Source organism: Enterobacter cloacae complex sp. P12RS (genome assembly GCF_014895875.1).
GTDB lineage: Bacteria > Pseudomonadota > Gammaproteobacteria > Enterobacterales > Enterobacteriaceae > Enterobacter > Enterobacter bugandensis.
Genome location: NZ_JADBQO010000002.1, coordinates 63880 through 81007, shown reverse-complemented (window position 1 = coordinate 81007; position 17128 = coordinate 63880). Strand labels below are relative to the sequence as shown.

Sequence of the window (17128 nt, the reverse complement as noted above, 5' to 3'; positions counted from 1 at the left end):
ATTATTGGTGCCATCAATACGCCATTAGCTGCCTTAAATCAAAAATTGTCGCGTATGGGTTAATTAAAATCCCAGCTCGTTAACAATTTTGCTATCGACTACATCAGGATAATTTATGGAGCTGCTCTGCCCTGCCGGAAACCTTCCGGCGCTTAAGGCGGCCATCGAGAATGGGGCCGATGCGGTCTATATCGGGCTGAAGGATGACACCAACGCCCGCCATTTTGCTGGCCTTAACTTTACGGAGAAAAAGCTTCAGGAAGCCGTTAACTTCGTTCATCAGCACCGCCGCAAGCTGCATATTGCCATCAACACGTTTGCCCATCCTGACGGTTACGCCCGCTGGCAGCGCGCGGTGGACATGGCAGCACAGCTGGGCGCCGATGCGTTAATCCTGGCCGACCTCGCCATGCTTGAGTATGCGGCAGAACGCTATCCGCATATTGAGCGCCACGTCTCTGTTCAGGCATCTGCCACCAACGAAGAGGCGGTGCGTTTTTACCATCAACACTTTGACGTCGCTCGCGTGGTGCTGCCGCGCGTGCTCTCTATTCATCAGGTTAAGCAACTCGCGCGCGTCACGCCAGTGCCGCTGGAGGTTTTTGCCTTTGGTAGTCTGTGCATCATGGCCGAAGGCCGTTGCTATCTTTCTTCTTACTTAACCGGTGAATCGCCGAATACCGTCGGGGCCTGCTCCCCTGCCCGCTTCGTCCGCTGGCAGCAGACCCCACAGGGGCTGGAGTCGCGTCTGAATGAAGTTCTGATCGACCGCTATCAGGACGGTGAAAACGCGGGTTATCCGACGCTGTGCAAAGGCCGCTACCTGGTCGACGGCGAGCGCTACCACGCACTGGAAGAGCCCACCAGCCTTAACACGCTGGAGCTGCTGCCGGAGCTGCTGGCCGCCAATATTGCCTCGGTGAAAATTGAAGGTCGCCAGCGCAGTCCGGCCTATGTGAGCCAGGTGGCGAAAGTGTGGCGTCAGGCCATCGACCGCTGCATGGCGGACCCGCAGAACTACGCCCCACAGGCGGCGTGGATGGAGACGCTCGGATCGATGTCCGAAGGCACGCAAACCACGCTGGGCGCGTATCACCGTAAATGGCAGTGAGATAACCATGAAATATTCATTAGGGCCGGTGCTCTACTACTGGCCAAAAGAGACGCTGGAAGATTTTTACCAACAGGCCGCCACCAGCAGCGCCGATGTGATTTACCTCGGTGAAGCAGTATGCAGCAAACGCCGCGCCACCAAAGTGGGCGACTGGCTGGAGATGGCGAAAAGCCTGGCCGGGAGCGGCAAGCAGGTGGTGCTGTCAACGCTCGCGCTGGTTCAGGCTTCGTCCGAACTGGGCGAGCTGAAGCGCTACGTCGAAAACGGTGAGTTTCTGCTGGAGGCGAGCGACCTGGGCGTGGTGAACATGTGCGCCGAACGCAGGCTGCCGTTTGTCGCAGGCCATGCGCTGAACTGCTATAACGCCGTCACCCTGCGCCTGCTGCTCAAACAGGGAATGACCCGCTGGTGCATGCCGGTGGAGCTCTCCCGTGACTGGCTGGCAAACCTGCTGAATCAGTGCGACGAGCTGGGCATTCGCCATCAGTTCGAAGTGGAAGTGCTGAGCTACGGTCATCTGCCGCTGGCCTACTCTGCCCGCTGCTTCACCGCGCGATCGGAAGACCGCCCGAAAGATGAATGTGAAACCTGCTGCATCAAGTACCCGAACGGGCGCAGCATGCTGTCGCAGGAGAACCAGCAGGTGTTTGTCCTGAACGGCATTCAAACCATGAGCGGTTACGTCTATAACCTCGGCAACGAGCTGGCGTCGATGGACGGACTGGTGGACATGGTGCGCCTGTCGCCGCTGGATACCCGCGTTTTCGCGATGCTGGACGCCTTCCGCGCCAACGAAAACGGCGCGTCGCCGCTGCCGCTGACGGCAAACAGCGACTGCAACGGTTACTGGAAACGTCTGGCCGGGCTGGAACTTCAGGCCTAAAAAAGGCTCACTTTGTTAACAACGGTTATCATTTTTTAATGCAGTATTAAAGATTGACCGTCGACAAAGTGAGCTGTTATGACTGACAAAACCATTCCGTTTTCGGTGCTGGATCTGGCGCCGATCCCACAAGGCTCCTCGGCAAGAGAAGCCTTCACGCACTCTCTCGATCTGGCTCAGCTGGCCGAAAAGCGTGGCTATCACCGCTACTGGCTGGCAGAACATCACAACATGGTCGGCATTGCCAGCGCCGCTACATCGGTGCTGATTGGCTACCTGGCAGCGAATACCACCACTTTGCACCTTGGCTCCGGTGGCGTGATGCTGCCGAACCACGCCCCGCTGGTGATAGCCGAGCAGTTCGGGACGCTGAACACCCTCTATCCGGGCCGTATTGACCTGGGGCTTGGCCGCGCGCCGGGCAGCGACCAGCCGACCATGCGCGCCCTGCGCCGCCATATGAGCGGCGATATCGATAACTTCCCGCGCGACGTGGCGGAACTGGTGGACTGGTTCGATGCGCGAGATCCGAACCCGCACGTGCGCCCGGTGCCGGGCTATGGCGAGAAGATCCCGGTGTGGCTGTTAGGCTCGAGCCTGTATAGCGCGCAGCTCGCCGCGCAGCTGGGGCTGCCGTTCGCGTTCGCCTCCCACTTCGCGCCGGATATGCTGCATCAGGCGCTGCACCTCTACCGTACGAACTTCAAACCGTCCGAGCGTCTGGAGAAGCCGTACGCGATGGTGTGTATCAACATCATTGCCGCTGACAGCAATCGCGACGCGGAATTCCTGTTTACCTCTATGCAGCAGGCGTTTGTGAAGCTGCGCCGCGGCGAGACGGGCCAATTGCCGCCTCCAGTGGAAAATATGCATCAGCTGTGGTCGGCCTCCGAGCAGTATGGCGTGCAGCAGGCGTTGAGCATGTCGCTGGTGGGTGATAAGGAAAAAGTGCGTCACGGGCTGGAAGCAGTGCTGCGTGAAACGCAGGCGGATGAAATTATGGTCAACGGCCAGATTTTCGATCACCAGGCGCGTTTACATTCGTTTGACCTGGCGATGCAGGTGAAAGAAGAATTGGTGGGGTAGTTTTTTGCCGGATGGCGGCTTCGCCTTATCCGGCCTACGCGGTCCCTGTAGGCCCGGTGAGCGTAGCGCCACCGGGCAATGTGTTTACTGGTACACAGGCAACAGGTTAAAGCTCGACAGCACGTGGACCAGTGCGTTACCCACCCCAAATACCAGGATCAGCGCAATCATCGGTTTACCGCCCCAGACGCGGAATTTCGGGCTGCCGAAGCGTTTACGTGATTTACGTGCCAGCAGCGCTGGCACAATCGCCGCCCAGATGGTTGCCGCCAGTCCGGCATAGCCTATGGCGTACAGGAAACCGTTCGGCCACAGCAGACCGCCGACAATCGGCGGCAGGAAGGTCAGCAGCGCGGTTTTGAAGCGCCCCATCGCGGAGTCATCAAAGCCAAACAGATCCGCCAGGTAGTCAAACAGGCCCAGCGTCACGCCGAGGAAAGAGCTCGCCACCGCGAAGTTAGAGAAGATCACCAGCAGCAGATCCAGGCTGCGGCTGTTCAGCACGCCGCTCAGCGCCTGCACCAGCACGTCAATGTTACCGCCCTTTTGCGCAATGCCGATAAACTCCGGGCGCGGGATGTTGCCCATTGTCCCCAGCAGCCAAATCACATACAGCCCAAGCGCCAGCAGCGTGCCGTAGACCAGGCACTTCACAATCGTGCGCGGATCTTTGCCGTAGTACTTCATCAGGCTCGGCACGTTGCCGTGGTAGCCGAACGACGCCAGACAGAACGGCAGAGTCATTAGCAGATACGGCGTGTAGGAGGTATTAACTTCCGCAACGTTAAACAGCGTGGCGGGCGTAACGTGCCCCAGCAGGCTGCCGAAGGTCAGGAAGAAGGTGATGACCTTCGCGCCCAGCACGATGGCCGTCATGCGGCTCACCGCTTTGGTGCTCATCCAGACGATAAACGCCACGCCCAGCGCAAAGCAAAGCCCGGCCAGACGCGCCGGAACGTTCAGCGACATCTCCGAAAAGGTGTGATGCAGAATCGAGCCGCTTGCTGAGATGTACGCGTAGGTCAGGATGTAGAGCACAAATGCGATGGAAAGGCCGTTCACCAGGTTCCAGCCTTTGCCCAGCAGATCTTTGGTGATGGTGTCGAAGCTGGAGCCAATGCGGTAGTTCAGGTTCGCTTCAAGGATCATCAGGCCGGAATGCAGCATACAGAACCAGGTGAACACCAGCGCGGCCAGCGACCAGAAGAACCACGCACCGGACATGACCACGGGCAGGGAAAACATCCCGGCACCTATAATGGTTCCGCCGATGATCACCACGCCGCCAAGCAGCGAAGGTGACGTTTGGGTGGTGGTTAGTGTCGCCATACAGCCTTTTCTCCAGTTAATCATGCGGTTCTGCATTTTAGTGCGATGCACTGTACCAGTACAAGAGTACAAAGGGAATAAAAAAAGCCCCGATAGCGTGTATCGGGGCTGTATATTTTACTTTACGTCAGAAGCGAAAGGCTTACGCGTCACCGAAACGACGACGGCTGGTGCCTTCTTCACGACGTGGGCCACGGCTTTCGCGGCGCTCGCCGGAGAAACGACGACCTTCACCACCGCGACCTTCACTGCGACCGCCTTCACGACGCTCGCCGCCGAAACCGCGACCACCGCCACGACGTTCGCCACCGCGGTCAGGACGTGGCTGTGCATCGCCCAGCAGCTGCATGTTCATCGGCTTGTTCAGGATGCGGGTGCGAGTAAAGTGCTGAAGTACTTCGCCCGGCATGCCTTTTGGCAGTTCGATAGTAGAGTGGGATGCAAACAGCTTGATGTTACCAATGTAACGGCTGCTGATGTCGCCTTCGTTAGCAATCGCGCCAACGATGTGACGAACTTCAACACCATCATCACGGCCCACTTCAATGCGATACAGTTCCATATCGCCTGCGTCACGACGTTCACGACGTGGACGGTCTTCACCACCACGCTCTGGACGGTCGCCGCGTGGACCACGGTCGTTACGGTCGCCACGACGTTCGAAACGATCGTCACGGTCACGGAACTCACGCTTAGGACGCATCGGTGCATCTGGTGGCACGATCAGGCTACGTTCGCCCTGAGCCATTTTCAGCAGTGCTGCAGCCAGAGTTTCCATGTCCAGCTCTTCGCCTTCAGCGACAGGCTGGATCTGCGACAGCAGCGCGCGGTACTGATCCAGATCGCTGCTTTCCAGCTGCTGCTGTACTTTCGCGGCGAATTTTTCCAGACGGCGTTTGCCCAGCAGATCTGCGTTTGGCAGGTCGGCTTCTGGAATGGTCAGCTTCATGGTGCGTTCAATGTTGCGCAGCAGACGACGCTCGCGGTTCTCAACGAACAGCAGCGCACGGCCAGCACGACCCGCACGACCGGTACGACCGATACGGTGAACGTAAGACTCGGAGTCCATCGGAATGTCGTAGTTTACAACCAGGCTGATACGCTCAACGTCCAGACCACGTGCTGCCACGTCGGTTGCAATCAGGATATCCAGACGACCGTCTTTCAGACGCTCCAGCGTCTGCTCACGCAGGGCCTGGTTCATGTCGCCGTTCAGCGCTGCGCTGTTGTAGCCGTTACGCTCCAGCGCTTCAGCCACTTCCAGGGTCGCATTTTTGGTACGCACGAAGATAATCGCCGCATCAAAATCTTCCGCTTCCAGGAAACGGACCAGCGCTTCGTTTTTGCGCATGCCGTACACGGACCAGTAGCTCTGGCTGATGTCCGGGCGAGTGGTCACGCTGGACTGAATGCGCACTTCCTGCGGCTCTTTCATGAAGCGGCGGGTAATGCGACGGATCGCTTCTGGCATGGTTGCAGAGAACAGAGCGGTCTGGTGACCTTCCGGGATCTGCGCCATGATGGTTTCTACGTCTTCGATGAAGCCCATACGCAGCATTTCATCTGCTTCATCCAGTACCAGGCCGCTCAGTTTAGAGAGGTCCAGAGTACCGCGCTTCAGGTGATCCAGCAGACGGCCCGGCGTACCGACGACAATCTGTGGGCCCTGGCGCAGGGCGCGTAACTGCACGTCATAACGCTGGCCGCCGTACAGGGCTACCACGTTTACGCCGCGCATATGTTTAGAGAATTCCGTCATTGCTTCAGCAACCTGAACAGCCAGTTCACGAGTTGGAGCCAGGACGAGGATCTGCGGTGCACGCAGGTCCGGATCGATGTTGTTCAGCAGCGGCAGCGAGAACGCTGCAGTTTTACCGCTACCAGTCTGGGCCATGCCCAGCACGTCACGACCAGAAAGCAGATGCGGGATACATTCTGCCTGGATCGGAGATGGTTTTTCGTAACCCAGATCGTTAAGGGCTTCAAGGATAGGAGCCTTCAGGCCCAGATCTGCAAAAGTGGTTTCGAATTCAGCCATGTAGTACGAGTGCCTCAATGTCAATGGCGGCCAGTCTACTTAGCTCATCGTGAAAATGATTAGCAATTTTCATTGAAAAGTGTGAACCGGCTCAAAGTAGGTGTATTGACGAACAACAACGCCCTCACCAGTGAAGGTGATGGCAATCAAAAGATTACGGGCTGATGTTTATGTCGTCAGCTATTGCTGGTCCGATTCTGCCAGGTCGTCTTGCTCCTGGCCCAAGAGCGATAATTCCAACAATGCATAACGGTGCTCAACGAAGTTATGTACGTTGTTAGCAACCGCTAATTTGAACAGTGCCGTAGCGCTGTCCATATCCCCCAGACTTAGGTAGTACTTACCTAAATAGAAGTTGGTTTCACTGAGATGCTCAGCGAGCGAGGTGTTATCCGTTGCGTCCGCCTTGAGGCGTTCCATCAGCGTTGCTTCGCTAATGTTGCCCAGGTAGAACTCGACAATGTTCCATCCCCACTGTTCCTTATCCGATTTCTCGAAGCGCTGTTGTAGTGCTTCTTTTGCCTGCTTCTCATCGAGCTTCCGCTCAACGATGTAAAGCCACAGGCTACGGAAAGGATCATTAGGATCGTCTTGATAAAACGCCAGCAGATCATCTTGCGCTAACTTATCACGACCGCCGTAATACAATGCGATACCGCGATTCAAGTGCGCGTAGTTGTAAGTTGGATCAAGCTCAAGTACAGAATCAAACGCTTCATAGGCAGCATCAAAATTGCCTGCCTGCGTTAAATAAATGCCTAAGTAATTGAATACTTCAGGCATATCAGGTCGGATAGCCAGCGCTTGTGAAAAATCATTTCGCGCTAATGCCCTCAGACCGAGACTATCATACAACACTCCGCGCTCATATAAAAGCTGTGCGCGTTCGTCATCGGTTAAAGCCCGACTGGCAAGTATTTGTTCCATGCGTGCCAGAATCACTTCCTGCTGCAAAGTCGGTTGCAATGGCACTGCGAGGACTTCGCTCTTACGCCAGGCAGAGTTGCTGCATCCTGCCAGCGTTAAAGCTGTCGCAACGAAACACCAGCGCAAAAAAGGCTTCATTTCCCACTCCCGAAGACAACTATTGGATGAACGTCCTGTCCCCCGGCGGCTTAACAAGGCGTCCTGCCTGATAACAGGCCCTCCGCAAAGCGGAGGGCAAATGGCAACTTACTCGCCTTGCTGTTCAGCAGCCGGAGCTTCCGGTGCCGCAGCAGGTTGAGACTGCTCGGTTGCTTCTTTAATGCTCAGACGGATACGGCCCTGACGGTCAACTTCCAGAACCTTAACCGGCACTTCCTGACCCATCTGCAGGTAATCGGTCACTTTCTCAACGCGCTTGTCAGCGATCTGAGAGATGTGAACCAGACCTTCTTTACCGCCACCGATGGCAACGAACGCACCAAAGTCAACGATACGGGTCACTTTACCCGCGTAGACGCGGCCCACTTCGATTTCAGCAGTGATTTCTTCGATGCGACGGATAGCGAATTTCGCTTTCTCGCCGTCGGTTGCTGCGATCTTCACAGTACCGTCATCTTCGATTTCGATGGTGGTGCCAGTCTCTTCGGTCAGCGCGCGGATAACAGAACCGCCCTTACCGATAACATCTTTGATCTTGTCTGGATTGATCTTGATGGTGTGAATACGCGGAGCGAATTCAGAGATATCACCGCGTGGCGCGTTGATAGCCTGTTCCATCACGCCCAGGATGTGCAGACGCGCACCTTTAGCCTGGTTCAGAGCAACCTGCATGATCTCTTTGGTGATACCTTCAATTTTGATATCCATCTGCAGGGCAGAGATACCGTCGCGGGAACCCGCTACTTTGAAGTCCATATCGCCCAGGTGGTCTTCGTCACCCAGAATGTCAGACAGAACAACGAAGTTGTCGCCTTCTTTCACCAGACCCATTGCGATACCCGCAACGGCGGCTTTGATCGGCACGCCCGCATCCATCAGCGCCAGAGAGGCACCACATACGGAAGCCATGGAAGAAGAACCGTTGGATTCGGTGATTTCAGAAACCACGCGAACGGTGTACGGGAATTTGTCAGCTTCCGGCATCACTGCCAGCACGCCGCGCTTCGCCAGACGACCGTGACCAATTTCACGACGCTTCGGTGAGCCAACCATACCGGTTTCGCCCACAGAGTACGGAGGGAAGTTGTAGTGGAACAGGAAGTTGTCAGTACGCTCGCCCATCAGTTCATCGATGATCTGCGCGTCACGTGCGGTACCCAGGGTTGCGGTAACCAGCGCCTGCGTTTCACCACGGGTGAACAGCGCAGAACCGTGAGTACGCGGCAGTACGCCAGTGCGTACATCCAGACCACGAATCATGTCTTTTTCACGGCCATCGATACGCGGCTCGCCTGCCAGTACGCGGCTACGAACAACGTTTTTCTCGATAGCGTGCAGAATTTCGCCAATTTCGTTAGCGTCCAGCGTTTCGTCTTCGGCAACCAGGGTCGCGGTTACTTCAGATTTGATCGCGTCAACCTGAGCGTAACGCTCCTGTTTGTCGGTGATGCGGTAAGCGTCGCTCAGACGAGATTCTGCCAGTGCGGCAACGCGTGCGTTCAGCGCGTCGTTTGCTGCTTCTGGCTGCCAGTCCCAACGTGGCTTACCGGCTTCTTTCACCAGGTCGTTGATGTTCTGGATAACAATCTGCTGCTGCTCGTGACCGAACACCACAGCGCCCAGCATCTGGTCTTCGCTCAGCAGTTCAGCTTCGGATTCAACCATCAGCACAGCCGCTTCAGTACCGGCAACAACCAGGTCCAGCTTACTTTCTTTCAGCTCTTCCTGAGTTGGGTTCAGCACGTACTGGTCGTTGATGTAACCGACGCGCGCGGCACCGATTGGGCCATTGAATGGAATACCAGACAGTGACAGGGCAGCGGAGGCACCGATCATCGCAACGATGTCCGGGTTAACCTGTGGGTTAACGGAAACAACGGTCGCAATAACCTGCACTTCGTTAACGAAGCCTTCCGGGAACAGCGGACGAACCGGGCGGTCAATCAGACGCGCGATCAGGGTTTCGCCTTCGCTTGGACGGCCTTCACGACGGAAGAAGCCACCCGGGATTTTACCGGCAGCGTAGGTACGCTCCTGGTAGTTAACGGTCAGCGGGAAGAAGTCCTGACCTGGTTTAGCTTTTTTCTGGCCCACAACGGTCACGAATACCGCGGTGTCATCCATGCTTACCATAACGGCAGCAGTCGCCTGGCGTGCCATCATGCCGGTTTCCAGCGTGACGGTGTGTTGACCATACTGGAATTTACGAACGATCGGATTCAGCAAAATTCTATCCTTTCTTAAATGTATGACAGCACACCGCCGGCGTGCTGTCGATTTAACCCGACCTTCTTCGCATCCTCGCGACTAATGACAACCGACACCCCCATGGGTGAAGCCTCTCATTAGCCGCGCGAACCTCTGCAATGAAGATCATTTATAGCAACAATACAATAGTTTCCATTGAATTGCTGCCGTCTGGTTGAAAAAAGGGGCCATCAGGCCCCCTTTTCTGAAACTCGCAAGACTTAGCGACGCAGACCCAGACGCTCGATCAGCGCGGTGTAGCGTGCAACATCTTTACGCTTCAGGTAGTCGAGCAGTTTACGACGCTGAGAAACCATGCGCAGCAGACCACGACGGCTGTGGTGATCTTTTTTGTGCTCTGCAAAGTGACCCTGCAGGTGGTTAATCTGTGCAGTCAGCAGTGCAACCTGAACTTCGGTAGAACCGCTGTCGTTAGTACCACGACCAAACTCAGAAACGATTTTAGCTTTAGCTTCAACGCTTAGAGACATTTTCAAACTCCAAAGTATAAAAAATGTAAGGGTGCCGATCTCTAATTCAGCGACCCCATGTACGCCCCGCAGATTGTTAAACAATTTACCGGGCGTTAAGCGGCGATATTCTACTCGTCTCCCCTGCTTATCGCAAGGTGAGGCGTAATCACCGTCACGCGTCGACCGGATATTCGACGACCAGACGACGCGGCGCAACGCGCCCTTCACCGTCCATTTCGCCCATACCGATGAATTTCCCTTCGTCACCTTCCGTCACGCGTACCAGTCCATCCAGCGGCGCATCCGCCGTACGAACCGGGTTTCCGTTCTTAAAGTAAACGGACGATGTTAAAGGAAGATTAACGATCGGGAAGTCCGCTGCCGGACTGTCCATTGGCATCAGCAGTGGATCCAGCAAATCTGCTGGTTCCACTCCCTGCGCTTGTGCCTGCTCAGCCAGCGCGCGCAGCTGCTCAAGCGTCACCATGCGTTCCACCGGATATTTACTGACCGCCAGACGACGCAGATAAATCACATGCGCACCGCAGCCCAGCTTTTCACCCAGGTCGTCGATGATGGTGCGAATATAGGTCCCTTTCGAACAGTGGACTTCCAGCTCCAGCTCGTCACCTTCGTGGCGAATGAACAGCAGCTCATACACGGTTATCGGACGCGCTTCGCGCGGGACGTCAATTCCCTGGCGCGCATATTCGTAGAGCTTCTTGCCCTGATATTTCAGCGCCGAATACATCGACGGCACCTGCATCGTGTCTCCGCGGAAGCTCTCCAGGGCCGCATCAAGCTGTTCGGCGCTGAAGGTCACCGGGCGCTCTTCCACCACCTGACCATCCGCGTCGGAAGTATCCGTACGCTGGCCCAGTTTAGCGATAACGCGGTAGCGTTTATCGGAATCGAGCAGGTACTGGGAAAACTTTGTTGCTTCACCCAGGCAAATCGGCAGCATGCCGGTCGCCAGCGGATCCAGTGCGCCGGTGTGGCCCGCACGGTTAGCGTTATAAATACGCTTCACTTTTTGCAGCACGTCGTTGCTGGATGCACCCTGTGGTTTATCCAGCAGCAGCACGCCATGCACGTCGCGACCGCGACGACGAGGACGACTCATCAGTCCTCCTTGCTGTCGTCCGTCGGGTTAACACGACGTTCGTCGTCATGTTTCACCACGCTGGTCACCAGGTTGGACATGCGCATACCTTCGACCAGCGAGTTGTCGTAGAAGAAGGTCAGCTCGGGAACAATACGCAGGCGCATCGCTTTGCCGAGCAGAGAGCGGATGAAACCAGAGGCTTCCTGCAGTGCTTTAATGCCGTTTTTAACCGCCGCTTCGTCCTGATCGTTCAGGAAGGTCACGAACACTTTGGCATAGGCCAGGTCACGAGACATTTCCACGCCAGAGACGGTGGTCATCATACCGATACGCGGATCTTTGATTTCGCGTTGCAGGATGAGTGCGATCTCTTTCTGCATCTCCTGCGCCACGCGCTGTGGGCGACCAAATTCTTTCGCCATAATAAATTCTCCAGACAAAAAAGGGGCTAAAAGCCCCTTTTAAAATTATTGCCGGGTGGCACGAGGCGATCCCGGCCTACATATGGACTTATCCCTAAGGATTAGTCGATGCTGCGTTGGATCTCGATGATTTCGAACACTTCGATCATATCGCCAACGCGAACGTCGTTGTAGTTCTTAACGCCGATACCACATTCCATGCCGTTACGGACTTCGTTAACGTCATCTTTGAAGCGGCGCAGGGATTCCAGCTCGCCTTCGTAGATAACCACGTTGTCACGCAGTACGCGGATTGGGTTGTGACGCTTGATGGTACCTTCGGTAACCATACAGCCCGCGATCGCACCGAATTTCGGTGATTTGAACACGTCACGCACTTCAGCCAGACCGATGATCTGCTGTTTCAGCTCAGGAGACAGCATACCGCTCATCGCGGCTTTCACTTCGTCGATCAGGTTATAGATGACGGAGTAGTAGCGCAGATCCAGGCTTTCCGCTTCGATCACGCGGCGAGCAGATGCATCAGCACGCACGTTGAAGCCAACCAGGATAGCGTTGGATGCCGCAGCCAGGGTTGCGTCGGTTTCGGTGATACCACCTACGCCAGAACCGATGATCTTCACTTTCACTTCGTCGGTAGACAGTTTCAGCAAGGAGTCGGAGATCGCTTCCACAGAACCCTGAACGTCTGCTTTCAGAACGACGTTCACTTCGTGAACTTCGCCTTCAGCCATGTTCGCAAACATGTTCTCAAGTTTAGATTTCTGCTGACGCGCCAGCTTAACTTCACGGAATTTGCCCTGACGATACAGTGCCACTTCACGCGCTTTCTTCTCGTCACGCACAACGGTCACTTCATCACCGGCAGCCGGAACACCGGACAGACCCAGGATTTCCACTGGAATGGACGGACCTGCTTCCAGCACTTCCTGACCCAGTTCGTTACGCATCGCACGAACGCGACCGTATTCGAAGCCACACAGAACGATGTCGCCCTTGTTCAGCGTACCTTCGCGAACCAGAACCGTTGCAACCGGACCACGACCTTTATCCAGGAAGGATTCGATTACCGCACCGCTCGCCATACCTTTACGAACGGCTTTCAGCTCCAGAACTTCGGCCTGAAGCAGGATAGCGTTCAGCAGGTCGTCGATACCAGTACCCGCTTTTGCAGATACAGGGATGAACTGCGCTTCGCCGCCCCACTCTTCCGGCATAACGCCGTACTGAGACAGTTCGTTCTTCACGCGGTCCAGATCGGCTTCTGGCTTATCGATTTTGTTGACCGCAACAACCAGAGGCACCTGCGCCGCTTTCGCGTGCTGGATAGCTTCAATGGTCTGTGGCATAACGCCATCGTCTGCTGCAACAACCAGTACAACGATATCCGTAGCCTGAGCACCACGAGCACGCATTGAGGTGAACGCTGCGTGGCCTGGGGTATCCAGGAAGGTGATCATGCCGTTTTCAGTTTCTACGTGGTAAGCACCGATGTGCTGGGTAATACCACCCGCTTCGCCGGAGGCAACTTTCGTAGAACGAATGTAGTCGAGCAGAGAGGTTTTACCGTGGTCAACGTGACCCATGATGGTCACAACCGGTGCACGCGGTTCAGCCGCAGCGCCAGTGTCACGGTCGCTCATTACGGCTTCTTCCAGCTCGTTTTCACGACGCAGGATAACTTTGTGGCCCATCTCTTCGGCAACCAGCTGTGCGGTTTCCTGGTCGATAACCTGGTTGATGGTCGCCATTGCGCCCAGCTTCATCATCGCTTTGATGACCTGAGAGCCTTTAACCGCCATCTTGTTTGCCAGATCGCCAACGGTGATGGTTTCGCCAATCACGACGTCACGGTTAACCGCCTGAGCTGGCTTCTGGAAGCCCTGCTGCAGAGAAGAACCTTTACGCTTGCCGCCTTTACCACCGCGAACCGCTGCACGAGCTTCTTCGCGGTCAGCTTTAGATTCAGCGTGTTTGTTACCTTTCTTAGCCGGACGCGCGGCTTTTGCATTACGACCACGGCCACGGCCGCCTTCTACTTCACGGTCGTTATCATCTTCAGCCTGACGCGCATGCTGAGAAGTGGTCACGTGATAGTCGCTGGTGTCTTCAGTCGGTTCAGCGGTATTCACGCCATTCTTCTCGTTTTCTTCTGCCATACGGCGCGCTTCTTCAGCGACGCGGCGAGCTTCTTCTTCCAGCTTACGGCGGGCTTCTTCTTCCGCTTTACGCTTCAGCTCGGCAGCTTCATTTTCACGGCGGGCTTTTTCAGCCTGGGCGGTTTTGGTCATTTCGTCTGTCTGTTGATTGCTCACTTTGTCTTTTTCCGCAGCGTCACGCTTCACTTTATCACTGGCGTCGCGTTTCGCTTTTTCTGCGGCCTCACGTTCAGCTTTTAATTCTGCTTCACGTTTGGCGGCTGCTTCCGCCTCACGCTGAGCTTGTTCTTCCGCTTCACGCTGTGCCTGCTCTTCCGCGGCAAGGCGTTCTGCCTCTTGCGGATCACGTTTTACAAAGGTGCGCGTCTTGCGGACTTCAATTTGTACCGATTTGCTTTTGCCACCGGTACCAGGAATGTTTAACGTGCTGCGCGTTTTGCGCTGCAGCGTTAACTTGTCAGGCGTAGAACCGTGTTCGCGGTTCAGGTGCGTTAACAAGGTTTGTTTTTCTTGCGCGGTCACCGAGTCATCAGCGGACTTCGGGATCCCTGCATCAGCAAATTGCTGTACCAGGCGGTCCACGGAGGTCTGAATCTCAGCAGCCAGCGATTTTACAGTTACATCAGTCATGCTGTTCCTTCCTGCTACAGTTTATTACGCTTCGTCGCCGAACCAGCAAATATTACGTGCGGCCATGATGAGTTCGCCGGCTTTCTCGTCGGTTAAACCTTCGATATCGGCCAGGTCATCAACGCCTTGCTCAGCGAGATCTTCCAGCGTACAAACACCACGGGCAGCCAGCTTGAACGCAATCGCACGATCAAGACCTTCCAGATTCAGCAGGTCATCAGCCGGCTTCTTATCGCCAAGGCTTTCTTCCTGAGCCAGTGCCAGGGTGGTCAGTGCGTTTTTAGCGCGTTCACGCAGGGCTTCAACGGTTGGCTCATCCAGACCGTCAATTTCCAGCAGCTCTTTCATTGGCACATAGGCCAGTTCTTCCAGCGTAGAGAAACCTTCTTCTACCAGAACAGTGGCGAAGTCTTCGTCAATGTCGAGGTATTTGGTGAAGGTATCGATCGCCGCATGGGCTTCAGCCTGATGCTTAGCCTGCAGGTCATCAACGGTCATGACGTTGAGTTCCCAGCCGCTCAGCTGTGACGCCAGGCGTACGTTCTGACCGTTACGGCCAATCGCCTGCGCCAGGTTGCCCGCTTCAACAGCGATATCCATGGTGTGTTTGTCTTCGTCAACAACGATAGACGCGACATCAGCCGGAGCCATTGCGTTGATCACGAACTGCGCCGGGTTGTCGTCCCACAGAACGATATCAATACGCTCGCCGCCCAGTTCGGTAGAAACCGCCTGAACGCGCGCGCCGCGCATACCGACGCAAGCACCGACCGGGTCGATACGCTTGTCGTTGGTTTTCACCGCAATTTTCGCACGAGAGCCTGGATCGCGAGCTGCTGCTTTGATCTCAATAACTTCTTCGCCGATTTCCGGCACTTCGATGCGGAACAGTTCAACCAGCATTTCTGGTTTAGAACGGGTCACGAACAGCTGTGCACCACGCGCTTCAGGGCGCACGGCGTACAGAACACCACGAATACGGTCGCCCGGGCGGAAGTTTTCACGCGGCAGCATGTCTTCACGCAGGATCACGGCTTCAGCGTTGCCCGGCATCCCTTCGGATTTAATTTCCAGAGAGATGTTGTCACGGTTCACTTTCTTCACCACGCCAGTGATGATTTCGCCTTCCTGATCGCGGAACTGATCGACAACCAGCGCGCGCTCGGCTTCGCGCACTTTCTGCACGATAACCTGCTTAGCGGTCTGGGTGGTGATACGGTCGAAGGTCACAGATTCAATCTGATCTTCAACGTAGTCACCCACGTTCAGACTTTCGTCTTCAAAACGTGCCGCTTCCAGGGTGATCTCTTTGGTCGGCTGGGTCACTTCTTCAACGATTACCCAACGACGGAATGTATCGAAGTCACCGCTTTTACGATCGATTTCTACGCGAACATCGATCTCTTGTTCGTATTTTTTCTTGGTTGCTGTAGCCAGTGCACTTTCCAGCGCTTCGAAAATTTTCTCACGCGGCAGTGATTTCTCGTTGGAGACGGCTTCAACAACAGCCAAAATTTCTTTGTTCATCGCGGGCTTTTCACCTCAATCCAGACTGTTAAAAGTGGGGAACCAGGTTCGCCTTCTGGATATTACTCAGCGCGAACACTTCATCTTTGCCTTCGACTGTTACCGTGATCATTTCACCATCAACGGCTTTGATAATTCCCTGCCATTTACGGCGGTTCTGTACGGACATACGCAGAACGAGAGCCACTTCTTCACCGGTAAAGCGCACATAGTGCTCGGCCGTGAACATCGGGCGATCCAGGCCAGGTGAGGAAACTTCCAGGTTGTACGCAACGGTAATCGGGTCTTCAACATCAAGAACCGCACTCACCTGGTGGCTGACATCAGCACAATCATCAACATTGATGCCATCTTCACTATCAATATAGATGCGCAGCGTCGATGTACGGCCGCGAACGAATTCGATGCCGACCAGTTCGTAGCCCAGTGCTTCGACCGGTGCAGTAATCATCTCTGTTAATTTTTGCTCTAATGTGGACAAGCCCACCCCCAAGACATAAAAAAAGGGCGTAAAGCCCAGTTATTCTGTAGTCAGATAACAAAAAACCCCGATAAATCGGGGCTTTAGATAACTGAACCCTATAGCCACAACTGTGGCCTGGAGCACTCTCCGAAAGAATTTTTTCAAATCCAGCTACGAAGGCTCTAAGTCTTCACAGTATATTTGAAAAAGAACTTTATGGGAAAGTGGTTGCGGGGGCCGGATTTGAACCGACGACCTTCGGGTTATGAGCCCGACGAGCTACCAGGCTGCTCCACCCCGCGCCTGAAACGTGGCAAATTCTACGCGTTTTGGACAGAATTTGCAAATAATGCTGGGATTTGGTACCGAAGACGGGACGTAAAATCGGCGTTTAGTATATTGATAGTTGACCCCACCTGTCAACCCAGCTTCCGCCAGAGAGAACAGACCAAATTTTTTACAAAAAACGCATGAGTCTCTTCCGGTATTCGATAAAAGATGATTAAATGAATACTCACTTATTTTGCATAAAAATGCACAAGAGAACGAAAGCGGTCTCTAATCAG

Annotated in this window: 14 protein-coding genes and 1 tRNA gene; 3 read left to right on the top strand and 12 right to left on the bottom strand. The window is 55.0% G+C overall.

Going from position 1 to position 17128, the window contains the following annotated elements:
• The first annotated feature begins 115 nt into the window (after nucleotides 1-115).
• From IM284_RS00770 to IM284_RS00760, 3 genes are all read left to right on the top strand, one after another.
• Nucleotides 116-1111 carry a peptidase U32 family protein gene (locus IM284_RS00770; RefSeq protein WP_014885366.1) on the top strand — a complete coding sequence of 332 codons (996 nt, stop codon included), beginning with the start codon at nucleotides 116-118 and terminating at the stop codon, nucleotides 1109-1111.
• Between the two features lie 7 nt (nucleotides 1112-1118).
• Nucleotides 1119-1997, top strand: coding sequence for a U32 family peptidase (locus IM284_RS00765; RefSeq protein WP_047367058.1), 879 nt, complete (start codon nucleotides 1119-1121; stop codon nucleotides 1995-1997).
• Nucleotides 1998-2075: 78 nt separating this feature from the next.
• Entirely contained in the window at nucleotides 2076-3083 is a 1008-nt protein-coding gene (locus tag IM284_RS00760; RefSeq protein ID WP_193055696.1) for a luciferase-like monooxygenase, read from the top strand.
• Between the two features lie 84 nt (nucleotides 3084-3167).
• On the opposite strand, the gene mtr is transcribed toward IM284_RS00760, so the two are convergent.
• The 12 genes from mtr to IM284_RS00700 form a co-directional block, all read right to left on the bottom strand.
• Complete coding sequence (gene mtr / locus IM284_RS00755) at nucleotides 3168-4412, bottom strand: tryptophan permease (protein WP_047367119.1); 1245 nt, start codon at nucleotides 4410-4412, stop codon at nucleotides 3168-3170.
• A 142-nt stretch (nucleotides 4413-4554) separates the two neighbouring features.
• The gene (locus IM284_RS00750) at nucleotides 4555-6450 is read right to left on the bottom strand and encodes a DEAD/DEAH family ATP-dependent RNA helicase (protein ID WP_041907893.1); all 1896 of its coding nucleotides are present in this window, start codon (nucleotides 6448-6450) and stop codon (nucleotides 4555-4557) included.
• Entirely contained in the window at nucleotides 6443-6523 is an 81-nt protein-coding gene (yrbN, locus tag IM284_RS23695; protein WP_100122156.1) for a protein YrbN, read from the bottom strand. Before yrbN ends, IM284_RS00750 begins: the two co-directional genes overlap by 8 nt.
• 107 nt (nucleotides 6524-6630) lie before the next feature.
• A complete protein-coding gene (gene nlpI / locus IM284_RS00740) occupies nucleotides 6631-7515 on the bottom strand; it encodes a lipoprotein NlpI (RefSeq protein WP_028014546.1) in 885 nt (294 codons plus the stop codon).
• A 108-nt stretch (nucleotides 7516-7623) separates the two neighbouring features.
• Nucleotides 7624-9762, bottom strand: coding sequence for a polyribonucleotide nucleotidyltransferase (pnp, locus tag IM284_RS00735; protein WP_028014547.1), 2139 nt, complete (start codon nucleotides 9760-9762; stop codon nucleotides 7624-7626).
• A 242-nt stretch (nucleotides 9763-10004) separates the two neighbouring features.
• The gene (rpsO, locus tag IM284_RS00730; RefSeq protein ID WP_003861789.1) at nucleotides 10005-10274 is read right to left on the bottom strand and encodes a 30S ribosomal protein S15; all 270 of its coding nucleotides are present in this window, start codon (nucleotides 10272-10274) and stop codon (nucleotides 10005-10007) included.
• A 154-nt stretch (nucleotides 10275-10428) separates the two neighbouring features.
• On the bottom strand, nucleotides 10429-11379 hold the full coding sequence (truB, locus tag IM284_RS00725; protein WP_045260076.1) for a tRNA pseudouridine(55) synthase TruB: 951 nt from the start codon (nucleotides 11377-11379) through the stop codon (nucleotides 10429-10431).
• Nucleotides 11379-11783 carry a 30S ribosome-binding factor RbfA gene (gene rbfA / locus IM284_RS00720; RefSeq protein WP_041907887.1) on the bottom strand — a complete coding sequence of 135 codons (405 nt, stop codon included), beginning with the start codon at nucleotides 11781-11783 and terminating at the stop codon, nucleotides 11379-11381. The genes truB and rbfA overlap by 1 nt, the downstream gene beginning before the upstream one ends.
• Nucleotides 11784-11884: 101 nt before the next feature.
• The gene (gene infB, locus IM284_RS00715) at nucleotides 11885-14572 is read right to left on the bottom strand and encodes a translation initiation factor IF-2 (protein WP_041907885.1); all 2688 of its coding nucleotides are present in this window, start codon (nucleotides 14570-14572) and stop codon (nucleotides 11885-11887) included.
• A gap of 24 nt (nucleotides 14573-14596) precedes the next feature.
• The gene (gene nusA / locus IM284_RS00710) at nucleotides 14597-16099 is read right to left on the bottom strand and encodes a transcription termination factor NusA (RefSeq protein ID WP_014885374.1); all 1503 of its coding nucleotides are present in this window, start codon (nucleotides 16097-16099) and stop codon (nucleotides 14597-14599) included.
• A gap of 28 nt (nucleotides 16100-16127) precedes the next feature.
• A complete protein-coding gene (rimP, locus tag IM284_RS00705) occupies nucleotides 16128-16580 on the bottom strand; it encodes a ribosome maturation factor RimP (RefSeq protein WP_047367056.1) in 453 nt (150 codons plus the stop codon).
• 207 nt (nucleotides 16581-16787) lie between these two features.
• Nucleotides 16788-16864: transfer RNA gene (locus IM284_RS00700), tRNA-Met, on the bottom strand.
• Between the last annotated feature and the right edge of the window lie 264 nt (nucleotides 16865-17128).

Excerpts from the sequence above, each read along its gene's own strand:
- IM284_RS00770 (WP_014885366.1), top strand. The coding sequence starts at position 116 with ATGGAGCTGCTCTGCCCTGCCGGAAACCTTCCGGCGCTTAAGGCGGCC.
- IM284_RS00765 (WP_047367058.1), top strand. The coding sequence starts at position 1,119 with ATGAAATATTCATTAGGGCCGGTGCTCTACTACTGGCCAAAAGAGACG.
- IM284_RS00760 (WP_193055696.1), top strand. The coding sequence starts at position 2,076 with ATGACTGACAAAACCATTCCGTTTTCGGTGCTGGATCTGGCGCCGATC.
- mtr (WP_047367119.1), bottom strand. The coding sequence starts at position 4,412 with ATGGCGACACTAACCACCACCCAAACGTCACCTTCGCTGCTTGGCGGC.
- IM284_RS00750 (WP_041907893.1), bottom strand. The coding sequence starts at position 6,450 with ATGGCTGAATTCGAAACCACTTTTGCAGATCTGGGCCTGAAGGCTCCT.
- yrbN (WP_100122156.1), bottom strand. The coding sequence starts at position 6,523 with ATGAAAATTGCTAATCATTTTCACGATGAGCTAAGTAGACTGGCCGCC.
- nlpI (WP_028014546.1), bottom strand. The coding sequence starts at position 7,515 with ATGAAGCCTTTTTTGCGCTGGTGTTTCGTTGCGACAGCTTTAACGCTG.
- rpsO (WP_003861789.1), bottom strand. The coding sequence starts at position 10,274 with ATGTCTCTAAGCGTTGAAGCTAAAGCTAAAATCGTTTCTGAGTTTGGT.
- truB (WP_045260076.1), bottom strand. The coding sequence starts at position 11,379 with ATGAGTCGTCCTCGTCGTCGCGGTCGCGACGTGCATGGCGTGCTGCTG.
- rbfA (WP_041907887.1), bottom strand. The coding sequence starts at position 11,783 with ATGGCGAAAGAATTTGGTCGCCCACAGCGCGTGGCGCAGGAGATGCAG.
- infB (WP_041907885.1), bottom strand. The coding sequence starts at position 14,572 with ATGACTGATGTAACTGTAAAATCGCTGGCTGCTGAGATTCAGACCTCC.
- nusA (WP_014885374.1), bottom strand. The coding sequence starts at position 16,099 with ATGAACAAAGAAATTTTGGCTGTTGTTGAAGCCGTCTCCAACGAGAAA.